This window comes from Pseudomonas sp. GW821-FHT11D10, assembly GCF_058808435.1.
Window position 1 is genome coordinate 600,319 of record NZ_JBXARR010000003.1, and the last position, 23,485, is coordinate 623,803.

Genomic DNA, 23,485 nt, shown 5'->3' on the forward strand with positions numbered 1-23,485 from the left:
TTCCTTGACCGTTTCAAGCAAAACGTTGCACCTTTTCGGCATCAAAGCCTGCGACACCATGAAAAAGGCGCGCACCTGGCTCGATGAACACGCTGTCAGCTATGACTTCCACGATTACAAGACCGCCGGCATTGACCGTGAGCACCTGACCCAATGGTGCGACGAGCATGGCTGGCAAACGGTGTTGAACCGCGCAGGCACGACCTTTCGCAAACTCGACGACGAACGCAAAGCCGATCTCGACCAGTCGAAAGCCATCGAACTGATGCTCGCTCAACCCTCGATGATCAAGCGCCCGGTGCTCGATCTCGGTGACCGAACCCTGATTGGCTTCAAGCCAGATATCTACGCGGCCGCGCTCAAGTAAGCAGCCCGTCACTTTTTGCAGAGGTATTCACATGTCCAACTCCCTGTTCAGTATTGCCTTCGGTGTCGGCACCCAGAACCGTCAAGGCGCGTGGCTGGAAGTGTTCTACGCCCAGCCGCTGTTGAACCCTTCGGCTGAACTGGTCGCCGCTGTTGCACCGATCCTCGGCTACACCGAAGGCAACCAGGCCATCACCTTCACCACCGCACAAGCCGCCCAACTGGCTGAAGCCGTGAAAGGCATCGACGCGGTACAAGGCAAGCTGCTGACTCGTCTGGCTGAAAGCCACAAGCCGCTGGTCGCCACCCTGCTGGCCGAAGACGCGCAACTGACCTCGACCCCTGAGGCTTATCTGAAGCTGCATCTGCTGTCCCATCGTCTGGTCAAGCCGCACGGCGTGAGTCTGGCCGGGATCTTCCCGCTACTGCCGAACGTGGCCTGGACCAGCCAGGGCGCGATCGACCTGAGCGAACTGGCCGAGCTGCAACTCGAAGCCCGTCTGCGCGGCGAGCTGCTGGAAGTGTTCTCGGTGGACAAATTCCCGAAAATGACCGACTACGTGGTACCGGCCGGCGTGCGTATCGCTGACGCTGCACGTCTGCGTCTGGGCGCCTACGTGGGCGAAGGCACCACCGTGATGCACGAAGGTTTCATCAACTTCAACGCCGGCACCGAAGGCCCGGGCATGATCGAAGGCCGTGTATCCGCTGGCGTATTCGTCGGCAAGGGTTCGGACCTGGGCGGCGGCTGCTCGACCATGGGCACCCTGTCGGGCGGCGGCAACATCGTGATCAAGGTCGGCGAAGGCTGCCTGATCGGCGCCAACGCCGGTATCGGTATCCCGTTGGGCGACCGCAACACCGTCGAGTCGGGCCTGTACGTGACCGCCGGCACCAAGGTGGCGCTGCTGGACGAGCACAACAACCTGGTCAAAGTGGTCAAGGCTCGTGAACTGGCGGGTCAGACCGACCTGCTGTTCCGTCGCAATTCGGAAACCGGTGCTGTGGAATGCAAAACCCACAAATCGGCGATCGAACTGAACGAAGCGCTGCACGCTCACAACTAAGCGCCAGAAGCTCACCTGAGGGAGCCGGCCCGTTTGCGATGGCGTTCGACCGATCGTCATCGCGGCAAGCCCGCTCCCGCAGGGTTCGGCGTTAACCCGCCCATCTTCACCAGGGCTTGAAACCGTGATGATTCCCTCCCCCTGGCGTGCCGATTTCCCGGCCATCGCCGCCCTGCAACGGCAAGACCAGACCTATCTGGACAACGCCGCCACCACGCAAAAACCCCAGGCCCTGCTCGACGCGCTGGCGCATTACTACGCCAATGGCGCGGCCAACGTGCATCGTGCCCAGCATCTGCCCGGCGCCCATGCCACGCAGGCGTTCGAGGACAGTCGCCTGAAGGTCGCCCAGTGGCTGAATGCCGGTGACAGCGGGCAGATCATCTTCACCCACGGCGCCACCAGTGCGCTGAATCTCCTGGCCTATGGCCTGGAACATCTTTTCCATCCGGGCGATGAAATTGTCATCAGCGCCCTGGAGCATCACGCCAACCTGCTGCCGTGGCAGCAAATGGCACAACGTCGCGACCTGAAGCTGGTGATCCTGCCGCTGGACGATGACGGCGTGATCGACCTCGCCGCCGCCGTTCACCTGATCGGCCCGCGCACCCGCTTGCTGGCGGTCAGTCAGTTGTCCAACGTGCTTGGCGCCTGGCAACCGTTGCCGGCGCTGCTGGCGATGGCCAAGGCGCACAACGCGCTGACCGTGGTCGATGGCGCTCAAGGCGTGGTTCATGGCCGGCATGACGTGCAGGCGCTGGGTTGCGACTTTTATGTGTTTTCCAGCCACAAGCTGTATGGCCCAGATGGCCTTGGCGTGCTGTTCGGGCGCAATGCAGCGCTCGAACAGCTGCGCCCGTGGCAGTTCGGTGGCGAGATGGTGCTGGAAGCCAATTATCACGACGCGCGTTTCCGCCCAGCCCCACTGGGCTTCGAAGCCGGAACGCCGCCGATTGCCAGCGTGATCGGCCTTGGCGCGACTCTCGACTACCTCGCGGGTCTGGATCAGGACACGGTGTCTGCCCACGAAGCGGCGCTGCACGACTATCTGTTGCGCGGCCTCGCCGCCCGTAATGGCATCCGTCTGCTCGGCAAGCCGCAATTGGCGCTGGCGAGTTTTGTCGTGGAAGGTGTGCATAACGCCGATCTGGCGCACTTGCTGACCGAACAGGGCATCGCCGTACGTGCCGGTCACCACTGCGCGATGCCGCTGCTCAAGCGTTTCGAACTGGCCGGGGCGATTCGCGTCTCGCTGGCGTTGTACAACGATTCCGAGGATCTGGAACGGTTCTTTGAAGCGCTGGATCAGGCGCTGGAGTTGTTGCGATGAGCCTGCCGGTCGAGGCCTCCGAAGCGCTGCAAACGTTTCAGAACGCCGCCGGTTGGGAACAACGGGCGCGGCTGTTGATGCAGTTTGGCGATCGTCTGCCGCCGTTGAGCGATGCGGACAAGTGCGAGGCCAATCGGGTACACGGCTGTGAAAGCCAGGTGTGGCTGGTCGGTGAGCTGCGCGACGGCCATTGGCAATTCGCAGCCAGCAGCGATGCGCGGATGATTCGCGGACTGGTGGCGTTGCTGCTGTTGCGGGTCAACGGCTTGTCGGCCGCCGAGTTGCAGCAAATCGATCTGCCGGACTGGTTCAATCAGCTGGGACTGTCGCGGCAGTTGTCGCCTTCGCGCAGCAATGGCTTGAATGCCGTGCTGCAGCGGATGAATGAATTGGCGCGATAAAAGGGCTGCTGCGCAGCCCTGTAATTCAGGCCTGAGGCTTGACCCGATCCGCCGGGCGCCGAACGCCCGCCACAATCTTGTCCACGGCCTTGGTCGCCGCGACCATGCCGAACGTCGCCGTCACCATCATCACCGCACCAAACCCGCCGGCGCAGTCCAGCTTCACGCCGTCACCGACAAAACTCTTCTGCAGGCAGATGCTGCCGTCCGGTTTCGGATAGCGCAGTTGTTCGGTGGAGAACACGCACGGCACGCTGTAATGGCGGGTCACGGTGCGCGAGAAGCCGTAGTCGCGGCGCAGCGTCGAGCGCACTTTCGAAGCCAGCGGATCATTGAACGTACGGTTGAGGTCGCAGACCTGAATCAGCGTCGGATCGATCTGCCCGCCGGCACCGCCGGTGGTGATGATCTGGATCTTGCGGCGCTTGCACCAGGCGATCAGCGCAGCCTTGGCGTTGACCGCGTCGATGCAGTCGATCACGCAGTCGATGTTCGGCGTGATGTATTCGGCCATGGTGTCGCGGGTGACGAAGTCCGCCACGGCGTGCACCTTGCAGTCCGGGTTGATCCCGCGCAGACGCTCGGCCATCACCTCGACCTTGGGCTTGCCGACGGTACTGTCCAGCGCGTGCAGCTGGCGGTTGGCGTTGCTGACGCAGACGTCGTCGAGGTCGAACAGCGAAATCTCGCCCACCCCGCAACGGGCCATGGCTTCCGCCGCCCAGGAACCGACGCCGCCGACGCCGACAATCGCCACATGGGCTGCACGCAGCCGCTCAAGGCCCTCGATGCCATACAAACGGGCGATGCCTGCAAACCGCGGATCTTCTGTACTCATGACCATTACCCTAAAAACCGGCGCGCATTATAGGGCCGTCGGCGGCCAAGAGCATCTTTGCGCTATGAACGGCGAACGCGCCTGCTTTAATTAAAGCTGCACGTAACAAAGATTTGTCTTACACGCTGAAACGAAAGAACTTAAGTCAGGTTGGATTGCCCAACGTCCGGCATTTCCCTGTCTCTTGTAGGACTCAGCGAACTGCCGGTGTAGGATGCGCGCCCTCTTGGCGTCAACCAGCCGACCCTTCGTTCCACAGCCTTTGGAACCCGACACAGCTATGTCATCGCGTAAATTTGGACTTAACCTGGTGGTGGTTCTGGCAATCGCCGCCCTGTTCACCGGTTTCTGGGCGCTGATCAACCGCCCCGTCTCTGCGCCGAACTGGCCGGAGCAGATCTCCGGTTTCTCCTATTCACCGTTCCAGCAGGGACAGTTCCCACAGAAGGATCAGTATCCGTCCGACGATGAAATGCGCCGCGACCTGGAGATCATGAGCAAGCTGACGGACAACATCCGCATCTACTCGGTCGACGGCTCCCTGCAGGACATCCCGAAACTGGCGGAAGAGTTCGGCCTTCGCGTGACCCTGGGGATCTGGATCAGCCCCGACCAGGAGCGCAACGAGCGGGAAATCACCCGCGCCATCGAACTGGCCAACACTTCGCGCAGCGTGGTTCGCGTGGTCGTCGGCAACGAAGCGATCTTCCGCAAGGAAATCACCGCCGAACAACTCAGCGTGCTGCTCGACCGCGTGCGCGCGGCCGTAAAAGTGCCGGTGACCACCTCCGAACAGTGGCACGTCTGGGAAGAGCACCCGGAGCTGGCCAAGCACGTCGACCTGATCGCCGCGCACGTTTTGCCGTACTGGGAATTCATTCCGGTGGACAAGGCCGGGCAGTTCGTTTTCGATCGCGCCCGTGACCTGAAAAAGATGTTCCCGAAAAAACCGCTGCTGCTGTCCGAAGTGGGCTGGCCGAGCAACGGCCGCATGCGCGGTGGCGCCGATGCGTCGCCGGCGGATCAGGCGATCTACCTGCGCACACTGGTCAACAAGCTCAACCGTCAGGGTTTCAACTACTTCGTGATCGAAGCGTTCGACCAGCCATGGAAGGCCAGCGACGAAGGTTCGGTCGGCGCTTACTGGGGCGTGTTCAACGCCGCGCGCCAACAGAAATTCAACTTCGAAGGCCCGGTGGTAGCGATCCCGCAATGGCGCGTGCTGGCAATCGGTTCGGTGGTGCTGGCGCTGTTGTCGCTGACCCTGCTGATGATCGACGGCTCGGCCCTGCGTCAGCGCGGTCGTACCTTCCTGACCTTTATCGCGTTCCTGTGCGGTTCGGTACTGGTGTGGATCGGCTACGACTACAGTCAGCAATACAGCACGTGGTTCAGCCTGACGGTGGGCTTCCTGCTGGCGCTCGGTGCGCTCGGGGTGTTCATCGTGCTGCTGACCGAGGCCCACGAACTGGCCGAAGCGGTGTGGATTCACAAGCGCCGCCGTGAATTCCTGCCGGTGGTCGGCGATTCGGACTATCGCCCGAAAGTCTCGATTCACGTGCCCTGCTACAACGAGCCGCCGGAGATGGTCAAACAGACCCTCAACGCCTTGGCCAACCTCGACTATCCGGACTTCGAAGTCCTGATCATCGACAACAACACCAAGGATCCGGCGGTCTGGGAACCGGTGCGCGACTACTGCGAAACCCTCGGCCCGCGCTTCAAGTTCTTCCACGTCTCGCCCCTGGCCGGTTTCAAGGGCGGCGCGCTGAACTACCTGATCCCGCATACCGCCAAGGACGCCGAAGTGATCGCGGTGATCGACTCCGACTACTGCGTGCACCCGAACTGGCTCAAGCACATGGTGCCGCACTTCGCCGACCCGAAAATCGCCGTGGTGCAGTCGCCGCAGGACTATCGCGACCAGAACGAAAGCACCTTCAAGAAGCTCTGCTATGCCGAATACAAAGGCTTCTTCCACATCGGCATGGTCACCCGCAACGACCGCGACGCGATCATCCAGCACGGCACCATGACCATGACCCGTCGCTCGGTTCTGGAAGAACTGGGCTGGGCCGACTGGTGCATCTGTGAAGACGCCGAACTCGGTCTGCGGGTATTTGAGAAAGGCCTGTCGGCGGCGTATTACCACGACAGTTACGGCAAGGGTCTGATGCCGGACACCTTCATCGACTTCAAGAAACAGCGTTTCCGCTGGGCCTACGGTGCGATCCAGATCATCAAGCGTCACACCCGCAGCCTGCTGCGCGGCAAGGACACCGAGCTGACGCGCGGCCAGCGTTATCACTTCCTCGCGGGCTGGCTGCCGTGGGTCGCGGACGGCATGAACATCTTCTTCACCGTCGGCGCACTGTTGTGGTCGGCGGCGATGATCATCGTTCCGCAACGGGTCGATCCGCCGCTGCTGATCTTCGCTATCCCGCCGCTGGCGCTTTTCGTGTTCAAGGTCGGCAAGATCATCTTCCTCTACCGTCGCGCCGTGGGCGTGAACCTCAAGGATGCGTTCTGCGCGGCACTGGCCGGACTGGCGTTGTCGCACACCATCGCCAAAGCGGTGCTGTACGGTTTCTTCACCAGCAGCATTCCGTTCTTCCGCACCCCGAAAAACGCCGACAACCACGGCTTCTGGGTGGCGATTTCCGAGGCTCGGGAAGAGCTGTTCATCATGCTGCTGTTGTGGGGCGCGGCGCTGGGGATCTTCCTGGTGCAGGGCATTCCGAGCAACGACATGCGCTTCTGGGTGGCCATGCTGCTGGTGCAGTCGCTGCCGTACGTGGCGGCGCTGATCATGGCGTTCCTGTCGTCGCTGCCAAAACCTTCGGCGGCGCCTGAACCGGCACCGGTGGTCTAAATCCTCCCGGATGCACTAAACGGCGGCCAATGGTCGCCGTTTTGCTTTAAGATAACCGCCATTTTGCGCGCCTTGCCCCCCAGCTTTCGGAGTTTTCCATGACGGCCCACGCCGACCTTTCGCCGACCCTTCAACTCGCCATCGACCTGATCCGCCGTCCGTCCGTGACGCCGGTCGACGCCGATTGCCAGAAGCAGATGATGCAGCGCTTGGGCGATGCCGGTTTCCAGCTGGAACCGATGCGCATCGAAGATGTGGATAACTTCTGGGCGACTCACGGTAAAGGCGACGGCCCGGTGCTGTGCTTCGCCGGCCACACCGACGTGGTGCCGACCGGCCCGGTGACTGCCTGGCAGATCGACCCGTTCAACGCGGTGATCGACGAGCACGGCATGCTCTGCGGCCGTGGCGCGGCGGACATGAAAGGCAGCCTCGCATCGATGACTGTGGCCGCCGAGCGCTTTGTCGCCGACTACCCGGATCACAAGGGCAAGGTCGCGTTCCTGATCACCAGCGACGAGGAAGGCCCGGCGCATCACGGCACCAAGGCCGTGGTCGAGCGTCTGGCAGCCCGTAACGAGCGTCTGGACTGGTGCATCGTCGGCGAACCGTCGAGCACCACGCTGGTGGGCGACGTGGTGAAGAACGGCCGTCGCGGCTCCCTCGGCGCCAAACTGACCGTGCGCGGTGTGCAGGGCCACGTGGCCTATCCGCACCTGGCGAAGAACCCGATCCACCTCGCTGCCCCGGCTCTGGCCGAACTGGCCGCCGAGCACTGGGATCACGGCAACGACTTCTTCCCGCCGACCAGTTTCCAGATTTCCAACGTCAACTCCGGCACCGGCGCGACCAACGTGATTCCGGGCGATCTGGTGGCGTTGTTCAACTTCCGTTTCTCTACCGAATCGACCGTTGAAGGCCTGCAGAAACGCGTCGCCGACATCCTCGACAAGCACGGCCTGGACTGGCACATCGACTGGGCGCTGTCCGGTCTGCCGTTCCTCACCGAGCCGGGCGCGCTGCTCGACGCAGTGTCGTCGAGCATCAAGCAGATCACCGGCCGCGAGACCAAGGCGTCCACCAGCGGCGGCACCTCCGATGGCCGTTTCATCGCGACCATGGGCACCCAGGTTGTTGAACTGGGCCCGGTCAACGCGACCATCCACCAGGTCAACGAGCGCGTATTGGCGGCCGATCTCGACGTGCTGACCGAGATCTACTACCAGACCCTGATCAAGTTGCTCGCCTGATGCTCGCGTGCCCGATCTGCAGTGAACCGCTGAACGCGGTGGACAACGGCGTGGTCTGCCCTGCGGGCCACCGCTTTGACCGTGCGCGCCAGGGTTACCTGAACCTGCTGCCGGTGCAGCACAAAAACAGCCGCGATCCCGGCGACAACCAGGCGATGGTCGAGGCCCGCCGCGACTTTCTGAACGCCGGGCATTACGCGCCGGTGGCCAAGCGTCTGGCGGAGCTGGCGGCGGGTTATGCGCCGGCGCGCTGGGTCGATATCGGTTGTGGCGAGGGTTATTACACCGCGCAGATCGCCGAGGCCTTGCCGGATGCTGACGGTTACGCGCTGGATATTTCGAAGGAAGCGGTCAAGCGCGCCTGCAAACGCAATCCGGCGCTGACCTGGTTGATCGCCAGCATGGCCCGGGTGCCTTTGGCCTCCGGCAGTTGCCAGTTTCTGGCCAGCGTCTTCAGTCCACTGGATTGGGAAGAAGCCAAGCGTCTGCTCAGCGTCGGCGGCGGCCTGATGAAAGTCGGCCCGACCAGCGGCCATCTGATGGAACTGCGCGAGCGCCTGTACGACGAAGTGCGCGAGTACACCGACGACAAGCACCTGGCCCTGGTGCCGGAAGGCATGGCGCTGGCGCACAGTGAAACCCTCGAATTCAAACTGACGCTGGACAAGCCCGAGGATCGCGCCAACCTGCTGGCGATGACACCCCACGGCTGGCGCGCCAGTGCCGAGCGCCGCGCGGCGGTGATCGAACAGCCCGAGCCGTTCGTGACCACCGTCTCGATGCGCTACGATTATTTCGTTCTTCAATAACTTTTGGTCTCGGGCAACGACCCGGGGCCGGCTAAATCCGCGAATGGATTTTTCAGACCCGCAGTGAGGACATCCATGCGCCAACCGGACATCGAGATTTACCTGAAAGACGCCGACGTCGACCACAAGGCCATTTCCGCCTGGCTGGGCGCCGCCCTCGGCCCTTGCAGCGACTGGGTACAGAAAGGTCAGACCTACAAGTGCAAGGCCGGCAACATCCCGGTGACCTGGCTGCCGAAAGCCGTGGGCAAGTGGAACAGCTTGTACCTGGAAAGCGACCAGACGCCGTGGGACGACGACATCGCCTGCGCCCGCGCAGCCTTTGCCGCGCTGAACGTTGAGGTGCGCTGCGCGCCGGGGACGTGGGTCGAGGAAGAAGGTGAAGAGACAGCGGATCGCTGGATTCGCATCAGCGAAGATGGTGAAGAAGAGATCACCTGGAAAACTGCGTAACCCTGATCGCTCGCATGCTGCGCGCTCTGATCGTTCCCACGCTCCGCGTGGGAATGCAGCCCGGGACGCTCCGCGTCCCAAAGCGGACGCAGAGCGTCCATTGAGGCATTCCCACGCAGAGCGTGGGAACGATCATTACAGACCTACAACGTCTTCAGCCTGCAACCCCTTCTGCCCTTCCACCACCGCATATTCAACCTGCTGACCCTCGGTCAGCGAACGGTGGCCTTCGCCGCGGATCGCGCGGTAGTGCACGAACACGTCCACCCCGTCTTCGCGCTGAATGAAGCCGTAGCCCTTGGCGTCGTTGAACCACTTCACGTTGCCGGTTTCACGTGTTGCCATCTGTTCATACTCCTTTTTTATTATTGAACAGGCTTTTCGCAGGAAAGCCTTTGAGGAACGTCAGCCTGCGTCCGACGTCCATAAAAGGGCCCCGGCGACAGATCGCCGAGTATATGACAGGCGGCAAAACTCTCAACAGGAGATTACTTCGCCGCTTTTTTGCCGATTTTCCGTGAATCCGGCAAACTGTCGACCGCCCGAGCAAACGCTCGGTTTATCCACTCACGCAGAAGCCGTATGACCCGTTCCCCGTTCCGCCGTCTTGTGTTTGGCACCTTGCGCCGACTGTTGTATCTCTGGGTTCGCTCCGAGACGATCAACCAGTCGTCGTTCACCCTCAACCTCGACCGCAGTCGTCCGGTGTTCTACGTCCTGCAAAATCCATCGCTGACCGATCTGGCGGTGGTCGACACCGAGTGCACCAAGGCCGGCCTGCCGCGCCCGGTGCTGCCGGTGTCCGTGGGTTCGCTGATCGAACCGGCGGCGTTCTTCTACCTGACACCGGACCCGGACTGGCTCGGTCGCCAGGACAAGCGCGGTGCGCCGCCGACCCTGACCCGACTGGTCAGCGCCCTCAGTCAGAACGCTGCCGAAGACGCGCAGATCATTCCGGTCAGCGTGTTCTGGGGCCAGTCGCCGGACAGCGAAAACAGCCCGTGGAAACTGCTGTTCGCCGACAGCTGGGCCGTCACCGGGCGTCTGCGTCGCCTGCTGAGCATCATGATTCTGGGCCGCAAGACCCGCGTGCAATTCTCCGCACCGATCCACCTGCGCGAACTGATCGAACACAACAAGGGCCACGAACGCACCGTGCGCATGGCCCAGCGGATCCTGCGGGTGCACTTCCGCAACCTCAAGGCTGCGGTGATCGGCCCGGACATTTCCCACCGCCGCAACCTGGTCAAAGGCCTGCTCAACCAGCCGCTGGTCAAGCAAGCGATCCTCGACGAAGCCGAGCGCGAAAACATCTCCCCGGAAAAAGCCAAGGCCCAGGCCCTGCGCTACGGCAACGAGATCGCCTCGGACTACACCTACACCGCGATCCGTTTTCTGGAAGTGGTGCTGAGCTGGTTCTGGAACAAGATCTACGACGGGATCAAGGTCAACCACATCGAAGGCGTGCAGAAGGTCGCCCAGGGTCACGAAGTGATCTACGTGCCGTGCCACCGCAGCCACATCGACTACCTGCTGCTTTCGTATTTGCTGTTTCGCAACGGCCTGACCCCACCGCACATCGCCGCCGGGATCAACCTGAACATGCCGGTGATCGGCAGCCTGCTGCGCCGTGGCGGTGCGTTCTTCATGCGCCGCACGTTCAAGGGCAACCCGCTGTACACCTCGGTGTTCAACGAATACCTGCACACCCTGTTTACCAAAGGTTTCCCGGTCGAATACTTCGTCGAGGGCGGGCGCTCGCGTACCGGGCGCATGCTGCAACCGAAAACCGGGATGCTGGCGATCACCATGCGCAGCTTCCTGCGTTCGTCGCGGATGCCGATCGTGTTCGTGCCGGTGTACATCGGTTATGAGCGCGTGCTCGAAGGCCGCACCTACCTCGGCGAGCTGCGTGGCGCGAGCAAGAAGAAAGAGTCGATCTTCGACATCTTCAAAGTCATCGGCGCGCTCAAGCAGCGCTTCGGCCAGGTGGCGGTGAACTTCGGCGAGCCGATCAAACTCGCCGAATTCCTCGACAACGAACAGCCGGACTGGCGCCAGCAGGAACTCGGCCCGCAGTACAAACCGGCCTGGCTCAACGAAACCACCAACCGCCTCGGCGAGAAGGTCGCGCAGCACCTGAACGAAGCGGCGGCGATCAACCCGGTCAACCTGGTAGCTCTGGCCCTTCTGTCGACCACCCGACTGGCACTCGACGATCGGGCCATGGCGCGGGTGCTGGATCTGTATCTGGCGCTGCTGCGCAAGGTTCCGTACTCGCCGCACACCACCTTGCCGGAAGGCGATGGCCGGGCGCTGATCGAGCATGTGAAGGACATGGATCTGCTGTCCGAGCAGAACGATGCGCTGGGCAAGATTCTGTATCTGGACGAGCAGAACGCCGTCCTGATGACCTACTACCGCAACAACGTGCTGCACATCTTCGCCCTGCCGGCGCTGCTGGCGAGTTTCTTCCAGAGTGCATCGCGCATGAGCCGCGAACAGATCCTGCGCTACACCCGCGCGCTGTATCCGTACCTGCAATCGGAGCTGTTCATCCGCTGGACCCTGGACGAACTGGATGCGGTGATCGATCAGTGGCTGGACGCGTTCGTCGAACAAGGCCTGCTGCGTTTCGAAAAAGACGTGTACCTGCGCCCGGCGCCGAGCTCGCGGCATTTCGTGCTGCTGACCCTGCTGTCGAAGAGCATCGCCCAGACCCTGCAACGCTTCTACATGACCGTATCGTTGCTGCTCAACGCAGGCCAGAACACCATCAGCGCCGAAGAACTGGAAGACCTGTGCACGGTCATGGCCCAGCGCCTGTCGATCCTGCATGGCCTCAATGCCCCGGAATTCTTCGACAAGAGCCTGTTCCGTCATTTCATCCAGACCATGCTCGACCTCGACGTGTTGCGTCGCGACGAAGCCGGCAAGTTGAGCTATCACGAACTGCTCGGCGAACTGGCCGAGGGCGCAGCCAAACGGGTGTTGCCGGCGGAGATTCGCTTGTCGATCCGTCAGGTGGCATTGCATCGCAGCGAAGACGCGGCCGATCAGGTCGCTGCCCCTGTGCAAAGCGACTAAATTCCTACAGGCGCCAGGCTTCTTCTGGCGCCGTCGATACGGAGATCTCCGATGAAAAAACTTTCCCTGCTTGCCGCCGCCACCCTGCTCAGCGCCTGCCAGTCGACCTCACCGGCCGGCAAGGTCAGCCTCGACGGCGAAGTGTTTTGCCTGCAACGCATCGCCCTGCCGCCCAGTGCGACCTTGAGCGTGAGCCTGCAGGACGTTTCGCTGGCCGACGCTCCGGCGGTGGTGCTCGACGAACAGAAAGGCCCGGTCAAAGGCCAGGTGCCACTACCGTTCCACTTGAGCTACGATCCGGCCCAGGTCAAACCCGGTCACCGCTATTCGGTCAGCGCACGCATCGAAGTCAACGGCGAGCTGATGTTCATCACCACCGAAAACCATGCCGTGCAGCTTGATGGCAAGGATCCGCAACCGCTGAAGATCCGCGTCGACGCCGCACGCTAATTCTTTTGAACAAGGAAGCTTTCATGCTCCGTCCAACCCTTCGCTTCGCCGGCCTGTGCGCGGGCCTGATGATCTCCGTCAACGCTATGGCCCTGTCACTGAGCGACCTGTCGCAAGGCGACGCCACCGGCGGCCTCAAAGATGCCCTGACCCAGGGCGCGCAACTGGCCGTCAAACAACTCGGCACCCCGGGCGGCTTCAGCAACAACCCGGACGTGAAGATCGAACTGCCGGGCAAACTCGGCAAAGTCGCCGGCAAGATGAAAGCCTTCGGCATGGGCGCCCAGGTCGACGAACTGGAAACTGCCATGAACAAGGCCGCGGAAACCGCCGTCACCCAGGCCCAGCCGATCCTCGTCGACGCCGTTAAGAAAATGAGCGTGGAAGACGCCAAAGGCATCCTCAGCGGCGGCAACGACTCGGCCACCCAATACCTGGACAAATCCAGCCGCGAACAGATCCGCACCAAGTTCCTGCCCATCGTCAAACAGGCAACCGACAAAGTCGGCGTAGCCCAGAAATACAACACCTTCGCCGGTCAGGCCGCGACCTTCGGCGTGGTGGATGCGAAAAGCGCCAATATCGAAAGCTACGTGACCGAACAAGCGCTCAACGGCCTGTTCGAAATGATCGGCAAACAGGAAGAAACCATCCGCAAGAACCCGGCCGCTGCGGCGACGAGTCTGGCGAAAAAAGTGTTCGGTACGCTCTAAGCCGACACGACACGGGAGTGAGCTGTCTCACTCCCGTTATTCAATCCGCCACCAGCAGATACACGTAAAAAGTACACCCACTCGCGCCCCATTTTCTTCTTCTCGAAAACCTGCAGCTCAACCAACCCGCTCAACGCCGACACCGCTGTGTTGTAGGCACAACCAAGGTGCTCCTTGACGTTCCCCGCCGTGAACTCCTTCGCCACCCCGCTTCTGGCCACCTGATAAATCGCCCGCTGCCGCTCTGTCAGCCGATCAAAAAAACCCGAACAGGTCAGCCAGTGCTCGAAGTCTTCGCTGTACGCCACACTCTTGCGATATACATCGGTAAACCCCTCCACCGCCCGCAGAATCACCGAACACTGAAACTCGATGAAGTACGTCAGATCGAGCTCATCGGCTTCGCTGTGCAAATACGACCGCCCGTACTTCACCGGCGCGTTGCGCAGTAAAAGACTGATCGCGATATAGCGGAACGCCGAAAACTCATGCTTGAACATGAACCAGTAAAACAGCGCCCTGGCGACCCGCCCGTTGCCGTCGCGAAACGGATGTTCGTAACCCAGGGCAAAGTGCAGCGTGATCGCCTTGATCAGCGGATGCAGGTAGTTTTTTTGCCGAGGTGAAACCTGTGGTTGATTGATCCACTGCGAGAGCAAATCCAGTCGCCTCACCAGTCCGGCCGCAGGCGGTGGCGAGTGCACAGTATTCCCTTCGCCGTCCTGCACCACCACTTCATCGTTGGTCCTGAAAAGCCCAGGGTCATACTGCTCGTCATCAATGCCTTCGACACCGACTCGATGGATTGACGCAATCAACTCCACGCTCAATGGCTCGTAACGCTTTTCCCAGGCGAAATTCATCATCCGGTAATTGCCCATGACCATCCGCTCATCCGGCGTTCGCGGCTGACGCCGTTGCTTGAGCATGTCCTTGGCAACACGAGTGGTGGTCGCGGCGCCCTCCAGCTGACTGCTGCTGATCGCCTCATCCTCGATCAGATCGTTAAGCAAATAACTGAAATGCGCCCGCTCGCCTATCTGGCTGGTCATGTACTCCAGCGACGCCGTCGTGGTTTGCCGATCAACCACTGAAAGGGCCTTCTGCGCGGTGGGCGTCGGCACAAACTTCCCCCACTGCGCCGGCTCCCCCAGCGGCAGAAGATGAATGTACTGAGCTACCCGCGCCTTCTTGACCAACGCCCAACACAAACGCAAATCCAGCCCGCTGGCCCAGCGATACCGCAAATCCTCAAAAGGCAGATACCGCCCCTGATCATCCAGCGGCTTGAGCAACGCAAGATAATCCGCCAGACGCTGCTTGTGAGGCGCGCGCATCAACAACTCAAAGACGGGATCGGCCCGACCCTTCAATACCGGCGGTTTCTTCATCAAAGCTGACTCAAACAAGGCTGAAAAACAGCCTCGAGTACAGCACCGCCAACACAGCGACTCAATATCGGAGCCGTCTGAAAAACATGTAGGAGAGAACACCCCCTCCTACAACGAGCAAATAAAGGCGTAAACCACAATGAGCGTTAGCTCGAGTAACGCTTTTGACGTGCCGGCCCCTTCGGCCGGCTGAGTGGAGGGATTTATCCGGGGGTAGGCGCGAAGCGCCGTTCGACGAAGTCGAACACATCGAGAGGAGGTGCAGCGAAGCAAACCGGAGGCGATGCCCCCGGATGAATCCCGGAACGAAGGAACCCCGAGCCCCAGCGAGGGGCCAACGCCGGGGCCCAGCGTTTTGGTTACTTTTGGGCGTCTGCAAAAGTGACCCGCCGTAAGGGCGGAACCATAAGAAGCCGTTACCGCAGCAACGGATATGTACCCAAAACACCCAGAGCATGGCCGGCCCAAAGGCCGCCAAGCTCACCAAACCAAATCAAGCCTCCTTGCGAACCCTGAACCAAGCCGCATACAACGCCGGCAAAAACAAAAGCGTCAAAGCAGTAGCCACAATCAACCCCCCCATAATCGCCACCGCCATCGGCCCAAAAAACACACTGCGAGAAAGCGGAATCATCGCCAGCACCGCCGCCAAAGCCGTCAACACAATCGGCCGGAACCGCCGCACGGTCGCCTCGATAATCGCCTGCCAGGGCCTCAGCCCCGCCGCAATATCCTGCTCGATCTGATCCACCAGAATCACCGAGTTACGCATGATCATCCCCGACAGCGCGATCGTCCCGAGCATCGCCACAAACCCGAACGGCTGACGGAACACCAGCAGAAACAGCGTCACCCCGATCAACCCCAGCGGCGCCGTCAGAAACACCATCGCCGTGCGCGAAAAACTGCGCAACTGCACCATCAGCAACGTCAGCACCACGACAATGAACATCGGCACCCCGGCGTTCACCGACTTCTGCCCACGCTCCGAATCCTCCACCGTACCGCCTACATCCAGCAGATAGCCGTCCGGCAATTCGGCGCGGATCGGATCAAGCGTCGGCATGATCTGCTTCACCAGCGTCGCCGGCTGCTCCTTGCCATAGATGTCCGCGCGCACGGTCACGTTCGGCAGACGATTGCGGTGCCAGATGATGCCTTCCTCGAAACCATATTCCAGCGTGGCAATCTGCGACAGCGCGACGCTGCGACCGTTGTCGGTCGGCACCGCCAGACTCGGCAGCAACGACAGCTCGGTGCGCTCGTGCACGGTGCCGCGCAGGAGGATTTCGATCAGTTCGTTGTCCTCGCGGTACTGGCTGACACTGGAGCCGGTCAGCGAACTCTGGAGGAATTTCGCCAGATTCGCCGTGCTCACACCCAACGCCCGGGCGCGATCCTGATCGATGTTCAGGTACACGACCTTGCTCGGCTCTTCCCAGTCCAGATGCACGTTCACCACATGGGGGTTCTCGCGCACCTTGGCCGCGACTTTCCGCGCCAGCGCACGGACTTCCTCGATGTGCTCGCCAGTGACGCGGAACTGCACCGGATAGCCAACCGGAGGACCGTTTTCAAGGCGCGTGACACGCGAGCGCAGGGACGGGAACTGCTCGTTCAACGTGTCGATCAGCCACGTGCGCAGCGCTTCGCGCTCCTCGATGGTTTTCGCCAGCACGACAAATTGGGCGAAGCTCGCCGCCGGCAGTTGTTGATCCAGCGGCAGGTAAAAACGCGGCGAACCGGTGCCAACGTAAGCGACATAGTTGTCGATGCCGGCGTGATCCTTGAGCATCGCTTCCAGGCGTTTGACCTCACCCGTGGTATTGGCCAGCGAGGCGCCTTCGGCAAGCTTCAGATCGACCATCAACTCCAGTCGCCCGGAGGCCGGGAAGAACTGCTGCGGCACGAACCGGAACAACGCCACCGACGCCACGAACAGCAGCACAGTGAGCACGATCACGGTTTTGCGCCGACGCACGCACCACTCCACCAGACGCCGCACCCGTTGGTAGAACGGCGTGCCGTAGGGGTCGGTCTGACCGTTAGCCGTACCGTGTTTGGCTGCGTGAATCTTCGCCAGATCCGGCAGGAGTTTTTCCCCCAGATACGGCACGAACACCACGGCCGCTACCCAGGATGCGAGCAAGGCGATGGTCACCACCTGGAAGATCGAACGGGTGTATTCGCCGGTGCCGGACTGCGCCGTGGCAATCGGCAGGAAGCCTGCCGCGGTGATCAGCGTACCGGTGAGCATCGGGAACGCGGTGCTGGTCCAGGCATAACTGGCAGCCTTGATCCGGTCGAAGCCCTGCTCCATTTTGATCGCCATCATTTCCACGGCGATGATCGCGTCGTCCACCAGCAAGCCCAGCGCCAGTACCAGCGCACCGAGGGAGATCTTGTGCAGGCCGATGCCGAGGTAATACATGCAGGCGAATGTCATCGCCAGTACCAGCGGAATGGTCAGCGCCACCACCATGCCGGTGCGCACGCCGAGGGAGAAGAAGCTCACCAGCAACACGATGGCCAGCGCTTCGACCAGCACCTGGACGAACTCTCCGACGCCGGTTTTCACTGCGGCGGGCTGATCGGAGACCTTGCGCAACTGCATGCCAGCCGGGAGGTTTTTCTGAATGCGGGCGAACTCGATTTCCAGAGCCTTGCCCAGCACCAGAATGTCGCCGCCGTCCTTCATGGCCACCGCAAGACCGATGGCATCTTCGCCCATGAAGCGCATGCGCGGGGCCGGAGGATCGTTGAAACCGCGCCGCACGTCAGCGACATCGGAGATGCGGAACGTACGATCACCGACCCGGATCGGGAAGTTCTTGATCTCGTCGACCGTCTGAAAATTCCCCGAGACCCGTAGCTGCAATCGCTCGCTGCCGGTTTCGAAGAAGCCGGCGGTAGACACCGCGTTCTGTTCCTCCAGCGCCTGTTGAACCGCCGCCAATGGCAAACCGAGGGTGGCGAGTTTGACGTTGGACAGCTCGACCCAGATTTTCTCGTCCTGCAAACCGAGCAGATCGACCTTGCCCACGTCCTTGACCCGTTGCAGCTGGATCTGGATGCGGTCGGCGTAATCCTTGAGCACCGCGTAGTCGAAACCGTCGCCGGTCAGCGCATAGATATTGCCGAAGGTGGTGCCGAACTCATCGTTGAAAAACGGCCCCTGAATCCCCGGCGGCAGGGTCTGGCGAATGTCGCTGACCTTCTTGCGCACCTGATACCAGAGATCCGGAATCTCCACCGAATGCATGGAGTCGCGGGCGATGAACGTGACCTGGGATTCACCGGGGCGCGAGAACGAAACAATCCGCTCGTACTCGCCGGTTTCCATCAGTTTCTTTTCGATGCGTTCGGTGACCTGGCGCGAGACTTCCTGGGCCGTTGCGCCGGGCCAGCGGGTCTGGATGACCATCGCCTTGAAGGTGAACGGCGGGTCTTCGCTCTGGCCGAGCTTGGTGTAGGACAAGGCGCCGACGATCGCCAGCAAAAGCATCAGGAACAGTACGATCTGGCGATTGCGCAGCGCCCAGGCGGAAAGATTGAAACCCATCGGGGATTACTCCTTGTCCGCCAGATTGACCACGCGGTTGGAGCGATCCACCGGACGCACCTGCTGCCCTTCCAGCAGCACGTGGACGCCGGCGGCGACCACCCAGTCGCTGGCGTTCAGGCCTTCGAGCACCGGCACGGTTTTCTCACCGAACGGGCCGGTGCGCACCGGGGTCTTTTTCAACGTGTTGTTGGCGCTGACAACCCAGACGTAGGTCGCGCCGTTTTCGGCCGTCAGCGCCGAGAGCGGCACCGACAGCGGGATGACATCGGCGGTCTGCACGAAGACCCGGGCGCTCTGGCCCAGTTCTGCCGGGACCTTGCCGGAGGTGAATGAAATGCGTGCAGCGAAGGTGCGGGATTTCGGGTCGGCGGCCGGCGACAGCTCGCGGATCTGCCCGGCGAAGCGCTGGTTCTGTTGCGTCCACAGCTCCACCGAGACCGGCTGGCCGACCTTGAAGCGGCCGAAACTCTGCTCCGGCAGGCTGATCAGCACTTCCCGTTCGCCATCAGTGGCGAGAGTGAAAACGGTTTGCCCGGCGGCGACCACTTGCCCGACTTCCACCGAACGCTTGGCCACCACGCCATCCTGCGGCGCGCGCAGCACGGCGTAACTGGCCTGATTGGTCGAGACGTTGAATTCGGCTTTGATCTGTTTGAGGCGGGCTTCGCCGGAGCGATAGAGGTTCTCGGCATTGTCGTAGGCCGAGCGGCTGACCATCTGCCGTTCCATCAGGGTCTTGTAACGGTCACGCTCGGCGCGCACCAGATTCAGGTTGGCTTCGGCGGCCGCAACCTGGGCCCGGGTCGCTTCCAGTTGCAGGCGTACATCCTGCGGATCGAGTTCGGCGAGCGGCTGATCGGCCTTCACGCGCTGGCCTTCCTCGACCAGTCGTCGGCTGACTTTGCCGCCGATGCGGAACGCCAGATCCGGTTCGTAGCGGGCGCGAACCTCGCCCGGATAACTTTCCATCGCCTGCGCCGAAGGCTCTGGCTGCACCACCATGGCCGGTCGCACGCTGACTTGCGTCACCTCTTCCTTGCCACATGCCGACAATAAAAACGCCAGACTGACTGGCACCGCAAAGGACAACGCATGGCGGAACATGGTGAAGGACCTTTCGCTAAGGAGGCTTGGAATAATTATACTGGCCGGTATGTTATTAATAGCAAACTCACCAGTCCAGTATTAAAAGCGAAGAATGTCGAACAATCTTTCAGCTCCAAACGGCCCCGGCCGCCCGAAGGATCCGGCCAAGCGCCAGGCGATTCTCGAGGCGGCAAAAATCCTGTTCCTGAGTCATGGCTATGCCAACACCAGCATGGACGCGGTGGCCGCCGAGGCTGGCGTGTCGAAGCTGACGGTCTACAGCCATTTCAACGACAAGGAGACGCTGTTCTCTGCCGCCGTAGTGGCCAAATGCGAGGAGCAATTGCCGCCGCTGTTCTTCGAATTGCCGGACGGCATCGCGGTGGAAAATGTGTTGCTGAACATTGCGCGAGGCTTTCACCACCTGATCAACAGCGATGAATCGGTGAACCTGCATCGCCTGATCATGGCGCTGGGCAGTCAGGATCCGAAGCTGTCGCTGATCTTCTTCGAGGCCGGCCCCCAGCGCATGGTGCTGGGGATGGAACGGTTGCTGCGGCGGATTCACGAAACCGGCGTGCTGAGCATCGACAACCCGCACAACGCCGCCGAGCACTTCTTTTGCCTGATCAAGGGCGCCGGGAATTTCCGCCTGTTGTACGGCTGCGGTGAGCCACTGACCGGAGAGGCGGCGGAAAGTCATGTGCAGGAAGTGGTCGGGCTGTTCATGCGGGCCTTTCGCCCCTGAAAACAAAAATCCCACGCCATGCGTGGGATTTTCTTATGCGACGGCTCAGGCCTTGAGCGCTTTCTTCGGGTAGATGTCATAACGGCTGGATTTGCCATCCAGCGCATGACTCGGCTTCGGCCCATCGATGCAAGGTGCCTTGCGCGGGCGCTTGACGACCACCCGGTGCGTGGCCAGTGCCAACGCCGCCTCCAGCAAGGCCGGCGCATCCGGATCATCGCCTACCAGCGGACGGAACAGGCGCATTTCCTTCTTCACCAGCGCGGTTTTCTCACGGTGCGGGAACATCGGGTCGAGGTAGATCACCTGCGGCGGCTCGCCCTCCCAATTGCGCATCACCTCGATGGAGTTGCCCTTGAGCAGCTTCATCCGCGCTACGATCGGCGCCACATCGAAGTCTTCCGCCGCACGGGCCAGACCATCCTCCAGCAACGCGCCGATCAATGGCTGACGTTCGATCAGGCTCATCTCGCAACCGAGACTCGCCAGCACGAACGCATCTTTCCCGAGCCCCGCCGTCGCATCCAGCACCCGAGGACGCACGCCTTGGGCGATGCCGACCGCCTTGGCGATCATCTGCCCGCTGCCGCCGCCGTACAACCGGCGATGGGCCGCGCCACCTTCGACGAAGTCGACCCGCACCGGGCCCGGCGCATCCGGCCCCAGTTGTTGCAGCTGCAAACCCTGCTCGCCGACCTGCAGGGCAAACTCGCCGTCAGCCACCTGCAACGGCAGATCCAGGCGCTGCGCCCACTGCTCGGCCTGCGCTTCGAACGTCGGGCCGAGGGCCTCGACATGGATGCGGCAGGCCGCGGGTTGCTCAATCATGGAAAACACGCTCAAAAAAGTTAAGGATCGGCAAAATCCGCCGATAACCCAATCAACGCGCATTTTGCCAGAGCTGAGCGTCAACCGAAAAAAATGTCAGGCATTCTTCCCACATCGATTGGCTACATTTCGCCCACAGGCGACTTCAGCCGTCATAACACTCAAGCATTGGGCGGCGTCAGCCACCTGTGGCAGGATTTCTTTGCCCAGGCACTGGCCGAACAATCGAGTGATGTGGTGCCGGCCTGCGGCACTTTCCCGCCGGTCGATCTGCAAAGCCCTGAAGAACCGACCGTCGGCAGCGAACTGCACGCGCACATCGTCAGCCAGCGTGAATGCGATGTGGTTGAAACCGAGGTGCGTCCGCCGGAGCCGCTGTTCCTGCCGATCGCCGAAATCGACATGACACTGGCCGAGCCGTACCCTCCGTTCCCGGCAGAAGAAATCAAGACTCAGCAAAAGCAGCAGGACTTCGACAGCAGCTGGGTTCGTCCGGTCGTGATCAACAACGGCCAGCCGATTCCGGAGCCGGGCCCTGCCCCGCAGAAAAAACCGCTGTACCTGCCGATTGCCGAGTTCGACCTGGATCTGCTGCAGCCTTACCCGCCGTTCCCGCCGGAAGAAATCGTCGAGCAGCAGAAAGCCCTGGACTTCGATAACGGCTGGGTGCGCCCAATCGTTCAGCAGAACCTGCGCATCGCCGCCTGATCCCTCAGCGACACACGCTCCAGCGCCCGACATCGACATGAAAGTGATTGCGATGGGCGGCGTTGTAATCCGGACTCAACACCACACTGAACGCCTCGCAGGCGCCATCGCGCACCTGCCGTAGAAACTGCGCGTCCTGGTTTTGCTTCGGCCAGTCCTTGAGCACGCTGATCGCGCGACCATCCGCCAGGCGGAAGCCGGCGATGTCCAGCGCATCGGCGCTGGCATGACGACTGAGCGCGCCGTTCTCGCGGTTGTAGACGTTGCGGCAGGCGAAGCTGCCGAGGTGATCGACACGCGCCACAGGCTGACCGTAGACCTGCTGCGCCGCCGGTTGCAGCGTGTGGCGCTCGAACATCGCAAACGCCACGGCCAAGGGACAACTGGCGAGAAAGCTGCTGCTGAGCCCCACCCCGCCGCCCTGCACGCGCAAGGCGCCGATCAGCGGGCATTTGGCATCGGGACTGTCAGCCTGTGGCGAAACCCGCAGGCCGGAGCTGCCCAATGCCTGCTCGCACAAGGCCGGATCGCTGCGCAGGCGCATCAACTTGTAGCCCGTGAGCCAGTTGGGCGTCGCCTGCACGTCCAGTGGCGCCCACGGGTTCCACTGCGGCGGCACATCGAGCCAACCGCGCCAGACGCCGATCAGCCCACCACCAATGATCAGCAGCCCTGCCAACAGCAGCCAGCGCCCCATGCTCATCCCTTGAAGAATTGATTGGCCTTGGCGTACGGCATCGAACGGGAGGTGAAGGTGAACGTGCCGGACTGCTGGATTTCTTCCGCCGCGCGGAAAAACTCGCCGAACGCCGCCAGTGCCAGCGCCGAACCGGTGCTGATCCGTTTCACGCCCATTTCTTCCAGCTGCTGCACGGTCAGTTTCAAGCCGCCGGACATCAACACATTGACCGGTTTCGGCGCCACCGCACGCACCACCGCCAGGACTTCTTCGGCGGTGCGCAGGCCCGGCGCGTACAGCACGTCGGCGCCGGCTTCGGCAAAGGCCTGCAAGCGGCGGATGGTGTCGTTGATATCGGGATTGCCGTGCAGGTAATTTTCCGCGCGGGCCGTCAGGATGAAGGGAAACGGCAAGGTGCGCACGGCAGCGACAGCGGCTTCGATCCGCGCCACCGCGTGTTCGAAGCAGTAAATCGGCGAGTCTTCCCGGCCGGTGGCATCTTCGATCGAACCACCCACGGCGCCCGCCTCGGCTGCGCGGATCAAACTCTGCGCCGATTCAGCCGGAGCGTCGGCGAAGCCGTTTTCCAGATCCACCGCCACCGGCAGATCGGTGGCCGCGACAATCGCCCGGACATTGGCCAGCGTATCGTCGAGACTCAGGCCGCCATCGGCTCTGCCCTGGGAGAACGCATAACCGGCGCTGGTGGTCGCCAGCGCCTGATAGCCGAGACTGGCGAGCATCTTCGCGGAACCGGCATCCCATGGATTGGGAATCACGAAAATCCCGGGCCGTTCGTGCAGGGCTTTGAAGGTTTCGGCTTTACGGGCTTGAGCGTCCATCG

Annotated in this window: 21 protein-coding genes; 13 read left to right on the forward strand and 8 right to left on the reverse strand. The window is 61.8% G+C overall.

The window, feature by feature from the left end; translation table 11 throughout:
- Window positions 1-4 precede the first annotated feature (4 nt).
- From AC1RT4_RS13060 to AC1RT4_RS13075, 4 genes are all read left to right on the forward strand, one after another.
- Window positions 5-367: an ArsC family reductase gene (locus tag AC1RT4_RS13060; RefSeq protein ID WP_003222107.1), complete on the forward strand. Its 363-nt coding sequence runs from the start codon at window positions 5-7 to the stop codon at window positions 365-367.
- A 31-nt stretch (window positions 368-398) separates the two neighbouring features.
- Window positions 399-1,433: a 2,3,4,5-tetrahydropyridine-2,6-dicarboxylate N-succinyltransferase gene (dapD, locus tag AC1RT4_RS13065; protein WP_007954762.1), complete on the forward strand. Its 1,035-nt coding sequence runs from the start codon at window positions 399-401 to the stop codon at window positions 1,431-1,433.
- Between the two features lie 124 nt (window positions 1,434-1,557).
- Window positions 1,558-2,763 carry an aminotransferase class V-fold PLP-dependent enzyme gene (locus AC1RT4_RS13070; RefSeq protein WP_493085563.1) on the forward strand — a complete coding sequence of 402 codons (1,206 nt, stop codon included), beginning with the start codon at window positions 1,558-1,560 and terminating at the stop codon, window positions 2,761-2,763.
- Entirely contained in the window at window positions 2,760-3,164 is a 405-nt protein-coding gene (locus AC1RT4_RS13075) for a SufE family protein (protein WP_493085564.1), read from the forward strand. The genes AC1RT4_RS13070 and AC1RT4_RS13075 overlap by 4 nt, the downstream gene beginning before the upstream one ends.
- A 25-nt stretch (window positions 3,165-3,189) precedes the next feature.
- Here the strand turns inward: AC1RT4_RS13075 and tcdA are convergent, their stop codons facing one another.
- Window positions 3,190-4,008 carry a tRNA cyclic N6-threonylcarbamoyladenosine(37) synthase TcdA gene (gene tcdA / locus AC1RT4_RS13080; RefSeq protein ID WP_039769652.1) on the reverse strand — a complete coding sequence of 273 codons (819 nt, stop codon included), beginning with the start codon at window positions 4,006-4,008 and terminating at the stop codon, window positions 3,190-3,192.
- 274 nt (window positions 4,009-4,282) lie between these two features.
- Between tcdA and AC1RT4_RS13085 the strand changes: the two genes are divergently transcribed.
- From AC1RT4_RS13085 to AC1RT4_RS13100, 4 genes are all read left to right on the forward strand, one after another.
- Entirely contained in the window at window positions 4,283-6,874 is a 2,592-nt protein-coding gene (locus AC1RT4_RS13085) for a glycosyltransferase (protein WP_074691288.1), read from the forward strand.
- Between the two features lie 98 nt (window positions 6,875-6,972).
- Entirely contained in the window at window positions 6,973-8,124 is a 1,152-nt protein-coding gene (dapE, locus tag AC1RT4_RS13090; RefSeq protein ID WP_007954755.1) for a succinyl-diaminopimelate desuccinylase, read from the forward strand.
- Window positions 8,124-8,933, forward strand: coding sequence for a putative RNA methyltransferase (locus tag AC1RT4_RS13095; RefSeq protein WP_007954754.1), 810 nt, complete (start codon window positions 8,124-8,126; stop codon window positions 8,931-8,933). The genes dapE and AC1RT4_RS13095 overlap by 1 nt, the downstream gene beginning before the upstream one ends.
- A 75-nt stretch (window positions 8,934-9,008) precedes the next feature.
- Window positions 9,009-9,386 carry a hypothetical protein gene (locus AC1RT4_RS13100; RefSeq protein ID WP_085729795.1) on the forward strand — a complete coding sequence of 126 codons (378 nt, stop codon included), beginning with the start codon at window positions 9,009-9,011 and terminating at the stop codon, window positions 9,384-9,386.
- 135 nt (window positions 9,387-9,521) lie between these two features.
- Here AC1RT4_RS13100 and AC1RT4_RS13105 read toward each other — a convergent pair whose 3' ends face one another.
- Window positions 9,522-9,731: a cold shock domain-containing protein gene (locus AC1RT4_RS13105; protein ID WP_007954750.1), complete on the reverse strand. Its 210-nt coding sequence runs from the start codon at window positions 9,729-9,731 to the stop codon at window positions 9,522-9,524.
- 237 nt (window positions 9,732-9,968) lie between these two features.
- On the opposite strand from AC1RT4_RS13105, the gene plsB reads away from it, so the two are divergent.
- Genes plsB through AC1RT4_RS13120 form a run of 3 tightly spaced genes read left to right on the forward strand, consistent with a single transcriptional unit; the run spans window position 9,969 to window position 13,636 of the window.
- The gene (plsB, locus tag AC1RT4_RS13110) at window positions 9,969-12,473 is read left to right on the forward strand and encodes a glycerol-3-phosphate 1-O-acyltransferase PlsB (RefSeq protein WP_493085565.1); all 2,505 of its coding nucleotides are present in this window, start codon (window positions 9,969-9,971) and stop codon (window positions 12,471-12,473) included.
- A 51-nt stretch (window positions 12,474-12,524) separates the two neighbouring features.
- Window positions 12,525-12,923, forward strand: coding sequence for a YbaY family lipoprotein (locus AC1RT4_RS13115; protein ID WP_493085566.1), 399 nt, complete (start codon window positions 12,525-12,527; stop codon window positions 12,921-12,923).
- 23 nt (window positions 12,924-12,946) lie between these two features.
- On the forward strand, window positions 12,947-13,636 hold the full coding sequence (locus tag AC1RT4_RS13120; protein ID WP_493085567.1) for a DUF4197 domain-containing protein: 690 nt from the start codon (window positions 12,947-12,949) through the stop codon (window positions 13,634-13,636).
- Here the strand turns inward: AC1RT4_RS13120 and AC1RT4_RS13125 are convergent.
- From AC1RT4_RS13125 to AC1RT4_RS13135, 3 genes are all read right to left on the reverse strand, one after another.
- The gene (locus AC1RT4_RS13125) at window positions 13,633-15,027 is read right to left on the reverse strand and encodes a Fic family protein (RefSeq protein WP_493085568.1); all 1,395 of its coding nucleotides are present in this window, start codon (window positions 15,025-15,027) and stop codon (window positions 13,633-13,635) included. The genes AC1RT4_RS13120 and AC1RT4_RS13125 overlap by 4 nt on opposite strands.
- A 493-nt stretch (window positions 15,028-15,520) precedes the next feature.
- Window positions 15,521-18,589 carry an efflux RND transporter permease subunit gene (locus AC1RT4_RS13130; protein ID WP_493085569.1) on the reverse strand — a complete coding sequence of 1,023 codons (3,069 nt, stop codon included), beginning with the start codon at window positions 18,587-18,589 and terminating at the stop codon, window positions 15,521-15,523.
- 6 nt (window positions 18,590-18,595) lie between these two features.
- Window positions 18,596-19,696, reverse strand: a complete 1,101-nt coding sequence (locus tag AC1RT4_RS13135; protein WP_007954740.1) for an efflux RND transporter periplasmic adaptor subunit — start codon at window positions 19,694-19,696, stop codon at window positions 18,596-18,598.
- A gap of 94 nt (window positions 19,697-19,790) precedes the next feature.
- Between AC1RT4_RS13135 and AC1RT4_RS13140 the strand changes: the two genes are divergently transcribed.
- The gene (locus AC1RT4_RS13140) at window positions 19,791-20,426 is read left to right on the forward strand and encodes a TetR/AcrR family transcriptional regulator (RefSeq protein WP_493085570.1); all 636 of its coding nucleotides are present in this window, start codon (window positions 19,791-19,793) and stop codon (window positions 20,424-20,426) included.
- 45 nt (window positions 20,427-20,471) lie between these two features.
- Here the strand turns inward: AC1RT4_RS13140 and AC1RT4_RS13145 are convergent, their stop codons facing one another.
- Window positions 20,472-21,254: a class I SAM-dependent methyltransferase gene (locus tag AC1RT4_RS13145; RefSeq protein ID WP_493085572.1), complete on the reverse strand. Its 783-nt coding sequence runs from the start codon at window positions 21,252-21,254 to the stop codon at window positions 20,472-20,474.
- A 93-nt stretch (window positions 21,255-21,347) separates the two neighbouring features.
- Between AC1RT4_RS13145 and AC1RT4_RS13150 the strand changes: the two genes are divergently transcribed.
- Window positions 21,348-21,962 carry a hypothetical protein gene (locus tag AC1RT4_RS13150; RefSeq protein WP_007954734.1) on the forward strand — a complete coding sequence of 205 codons (615 nt, stop codon included), beginning with the start codon at window positions 21,348-21,350 and terminating at the stop codon, window positions 21,960-21,962.
- 4 nt (window positions 21,963-21,966) lie between these two features.
- Here the strand turns inward: AC1RT4_RS13150 and AC1RT4_RS13155 are convergent, their stop codons facing one another.
- On the reverse strand, window positions 21,967-22,659 hold the full coding sequence (locus tag AC1RT4_RS13155) for an extensin-like domain-containing protein (protein ID WP_493085575.1): 693 nt from the start codon (window positions 22,657-22,659) through the stop codon (window positions 21,967-21,969).
- A 2-nt stretch (window positions 22,660-22,661) separates the two neighbouring features.
- Window positions 22,662-23,483 (reverse strand): isocitrate lyase/PEP mutase family protein, encoded by an 822-nt coding sequence (locus AC1RT4_RS13160; RefSeq protein ID WP_493085577.1) that lies wholly within the window; start codon window positions 23,481-23,483, stop codon window positions 22,662-22,664.
- Window positions 23,484-23,485 lie beyond the last annotated feature (2 nt).

Coding starts and splice junctions, on each gene's coding strand:
- dapD (WP_007954762.1), top strand. CDS start 399: ATGTCCAACTCCCTGTTCAGTATTGCCTTCGGTGTCGGCACCCAGAAC.
- AC1RT4_RS13075 (WP_493085564.1), top strand. CDS start 2,760: ATGAGCCTGCCGGTCGAGGCCTCCGAAGCGCTGCAAACGTTTCAGAAC.
- tcdA (WP_039769652.1), bottom strand. CDS start 4,008: ATGGTCATGAGTACAGAAGATCCGCGGTTTGCAGGCATCGCCCGTTTG.
- AC1RT4_RS13085 (WP_074691288.1), top strand. CDS start 4,283: ATGTCATCGCGTAAATTTGGACTTAACCTGGTGGTGGTTCTGGCAATC.
- dapE (WP_007954755.1), top strand. CDS start 6,973: ATGACGGCCCACGCCGACCTTTCGCCGACCCTTCAACTCGCCATCGAC.
- AC1RT4_RS13095 (WP_007954754.1), top strand. CDS start 8,124: ATGCTCGCGTGCCCGATCTGCAGTGAACCGCTGAACGCGGTGGACAAC.
- AC1RT4_RS13100 (WP_085729795.1), top strand. CDS start 9,009: ATGCGCCAACCGGACATCGAGATTTACCTGAAAGACGCCGACGTCGAC.
- AC1RT4_RS13105 (WP_007954750.1), bottom strand. CDS start 9,731: ATGGCAACACGTGAAACCGGCAACGTGAAGTGGTTCAACGACGCCAAG.
- plsB (WP_493085565.1), top strand. CDS start 9,969: ATGACCCGTTCCCCGTTCCGCCGTCTTGTGTTTGGCACCTTGCGCCGA.
- AC1RT4_RS13115 (WP_493085566.1), top strand. CDS start 12,525: ATGAAAAAACTTTCCCTGCTTGCCGCCGCCACCCTGCTCAGCGCCTGC.
- AC1RT4_RS13120 (WP_493085567.1), top strand. CDS start 12,947: ATGCTCCGTCCAACCCTTCGCTTCGCCGGCCTGTGCGCGGGCCTGATG.
- AC1RT4_RS13125 (WP_493085568.1), bottom strand. CDS start 15,027: ATGAAGAAACCGCCGGTATTGAAGGGTCGGGCCGATCCCGTCTTTGAG.
- AC1RT4_RS13130 (WP_493085569.1), bottom strand. CDS start 18,589: ATGGGTTTCAATCTTTCCGCCTGGGCGCTGCGCAATCGCCAGATCGTA.
- AC1RT4_RS13135 (WP_007954740.1), bottom strand. CDS start 19,696: ATGTTCCGCCATGCGTTGTCCTTTGCGGTGCCAGTCAGTCTGGCGTTT.
- AC1RT4_RS13140 (WP_493085570.1), top strand. CDS start 19,791: ATGTCGAACAATCTTTCAGCTCCAAACGGCCCCGGCCGCCCGAAGGAT.
- AC1RT4_RS13145 (WP_493085572.1), bottom strand. CDS start 21,254: ATGATTGAGCAACCCGCGGCCTGCCGCATCCATGTCGAGGCCCTCGGC.
- AC1RT4_RS13150 (WP_007954734.1), top strand. CDS start 21,348: ATGTCAGGCATTCTTCCCACATCGATTGGCTACATTTCGCCCACAGGC.
- AC1RT4_RS13155 (WP_493085575.1), bottom strand. CDS start 22,659: ATGGGGCGCTGGCTGCTGTTGGCAGGGCTGCTGATCATTGGTGGTGGG.
- AC1RT4_RS13160 (WP_493085577.1), bottom strand. CDS start 23,483: ATGGACGCTCAAGCCCGTAAAGCCGAAACCTTCAAAGCCCTGCACGAA.